This is a genomic window from Planktothrix sp., assembly GCF_046067725.1.
Lineage (GTDB): Bacteria > Cyanobacteriota > Cyanobacteriia > Cyanobacteriales > Microcoleaceae > Planktothrix.
Genome location: NZ_JBJUDF010000264.1, coordinates 1 through 2,873, shown reverse-complemented (window position 1 = coordinate 2,873; position 2,873 = coordinate 1). Strand labels below are relative to the sequence as shown.

Below are 2,873 nucleotides of genomic sequence, written 5' to 3'. Positions count from 1 at the left end.
GGTGGGTAGGAAACGACAGCGTTCGGCTTGGGAAGGGGCGAGGATGGTAAAACGAATCCCCTCATCAATTAAGGCTCTGACGGTGGCAAGATCGATCGCCGTTTCCGCCAGCCACATCCCCTCTGGTTCTCGCCCGAAGCGAAAGCGAAATTCTTCCTTACCCCAGCGAATTTGGGTATATTTGTCCCGCTCGTTTGCCAGGGGTAATATTATATGATTGTAAGCCTGGGCGATCGCATTACCGTGCCCGTTGAGGCGTTTACAACTTTTGCGGTCAGCTTCCAGGATTTGCTGATACACTTCCTGATGGTGGGTTGCCAGCCAAGACATCAAGGTAGGACCAATATTGAAGCTCAAATACTCGAAGTTGTTGGCCAGACCAGATAAGTAGCCCTGATTGTTGAGAATTCTGGCAAAGGCATTGGGACGATAGCATTCATGGTGAATTCGTTCATTCCAGTTATGATAAGGTGCTGCACTGGATTGACGTTCAATAACATTAAGATAGGGATTTTCACGGGGCGGTTGATAAAAATGTCCGTGAATGGTGACATAAACTCCGGTAGCGGTGGGTTGGGGATCAAATTCAAGAGGTTGAGTTGATTTTGACCCCGCCAGATTTAGGTTTGTATCAGCAATTCCAAACGTCGGAGAATTCGGTGTAGAAACCATGCAAGTGTAATCCTATAAAATAAAAACAATTCCAGAAATCGCAAGAAAAGCTTTAAGTTTGAGCCGATTCAAAAATCATAGGTTTTGATGCTCCAGCCCAAAATTAACGTTAAACGTTCAGAAAAACATAGCCATGCTATCAAATCAAAAACAAGATTAAGCTTTTGTAGCCATTTTTAGGAAGAATAAACGTCTTTTCATCGGGTTTAATTCCGTACAATTTGAAGAGACAGTTGTGAAATTTTAGGATCAAATTGTTGACTGATGTGATTGTATAATAGTTAAAATTGAAAGCTCTGGCAAGGAAAGTTAAAAAAATTAATATTTGTTTATATCACTTTGCAGTAGAGATAGGTGTTGTTAGATTTTTTATTATTCATTAAGCCTCAGTTTAAACTCACCTTAAGAAATCCTTTTTAATCGTAGAAATCAATAGTACGATAACAGCAGAGAACAGATCATCCCTGAAATAAGATTGATTCAACGGATAAAAAATCGCTCTGGGTTGGGAATCATCTTAATGTTTGCAAATCCTGACTTGTTCTAACATCAGGAGATCAACCGTTGATTTGATTCTCAATCCCTCAATCATCAGTTTTGTATTCTTCCATTCGCAGTCAACTCCATGTTCAATACCAAAACCCTACTATCAACCTTGTTAATCTTTGTCCCGATTTCCATCGCCGCTCACTTTTTAGAGTGGGGATCAACCTTTGTCTTCATCACTTCCGCCTTAGCCATTATTCCCTTAGCGGGTTGGATGGGAACCGCTACAGAAGAAATCGCCGTTGTCCTTGGCCCCAATTTAGGCGGATTGTTAAATGCCACCTTTGGAAATGCAACAGAATTAATTATTGGAATTGTGGCTTTAAATGCGGGATTAGTTGATGTGGTGAAATCCAGTTTAGTCGGGTCAATTATGGGAAACCTACTCTTAGTCATGGGGTTATCAATGTTCTTAGGGGGTTTACGCTTCAAAGAACAAAAATTCCAGCCGGTTGTTGCCCGTTTAAATGCCTCGGCGATGAATTTAGCCGTGATTTCTATTTTAGTGCCAACAGCCGTTGATGTAACCTCCATCGGCATCAAGGAAGCCACCATGCAAACCCTTTCGGTGGCGGTCGCTGTGGTTTTGATTACGGTGTATATTCTCACCCTGTTGTTTTCAATGAAAACTCACTCCTATCTTTATGACGTCGGGGTGGCTGAAGTCGATGAAGATGGAACTATTACCCCTGAAGAAGTCGGACATGAGGCGGAGAAAGTAAATCTTACCCTGTGGATTGGGATTTTACTTCTAGCGACGATTACCGTTGCCTTTGAATCAGAATTATTAGTTGATACCTTGGAAGAAGCAACCTCCCGTTTAGGGTTAACAGCACTCTTTACCGGAGTGATTTTAGTTCCCATTATTGGCAACGCCGCCGAACACGCCACCGCCGTTACTGTTGCCATGAAAAATAAAATGGATTTATCCGTCTCCGTTGCCTTGGGATCGAGTTTACAAATTGCTTTATTTGTGGCTCCTGTGTTAGTTTTGGCAGGATGGATCTTAGGCAAGCCGATGGATTTAGATTTTAATCCCTTTGAATTAATGGCTGTTGCGGTTTCTGTGTTAATTGCTAACTCGGTAAGTTCTGATGGTCGTTCAGATTGGCTAGAGGGAGCTTTACTGTTGGCGGCTTATACGGTGATCGGAATTGCCTTTTATTTCCATCCGATTATTGAAGGTTATTCAACAGTGTAAGTTTTGTTAACAGACACTAACGTATGCTATAGTTTGAAACATGGCATACATACCACTCAGAAAAGCGGTCGAATTTCTGGGTCTGCATCCAAATACGTTGAGAAAATACGCCGATGAAGGGAAGATCAAAAGTATCAAAAACCCGGCAGGGCAAAGACTCTATGATGTCGAATCCTATATACGGGATACAGTTGGAGCTACCACTGTTTGCTATTGCCGGGTCAGTTCAACAAAACAACGAGACGACCTCGATAGACAAGTTGCTTATATGCAATCAATCTATCCAGATGCAGAAATTATCCGAGATATCGGCTCAGGACTTAACTTCAAAAGGAAAGGATTGCAAGGGTTACTGGTCAGACTTATGCGAGGCGATAAGCTCACGATTATTGTTGCCTGTCGAGACAGATTATGTCGATTCGGATTTGAAATATTCGAGTTTATGGCAGAACAA

The 2,873-nt window shown here is 42.0% G+C and carries 2 protein-coding genes and 1 pseudogene; 2 read left to right on the top strand and 1 reads right to left on the bottom strand.

Annotated elements, in window-relative coordinates:
* Positions 1-672 (bottom strand): annotated as a pseudogene (locus ACKPEB_RS16265) (glycoside hydrolase); the annotation flags it as partial.
* Between the two features lie 625 nt (positions 673-1,297).
* Between ACKPEB_RS16265 and cax the strand changes: the two are divergent.
* Both cax and ACKPEB_RS16255 read left to right on the top strand, forming a co-directional pair.
* Positions 1,298-2,419: a calcium/proton exchanger gene (gene cax / locus ACKPEB_RS16260; protein ID WP_408966006.1), complete on the top strand. Its 1,122-nt coding sequence runs from the start codon at positions 1,298-1,300 to the stop codon at positions 2,417-2,419.
* Between the two features lie 40 nt (positions 2,420-2,459).
* On the top strand, positions 2,460-2,873 hold a 414-nt coding region (locus tag ACKPEB_RS16255), incomplete at its 3' end, for an IS607 family transposase (RefSeq protein WP_408966005.1).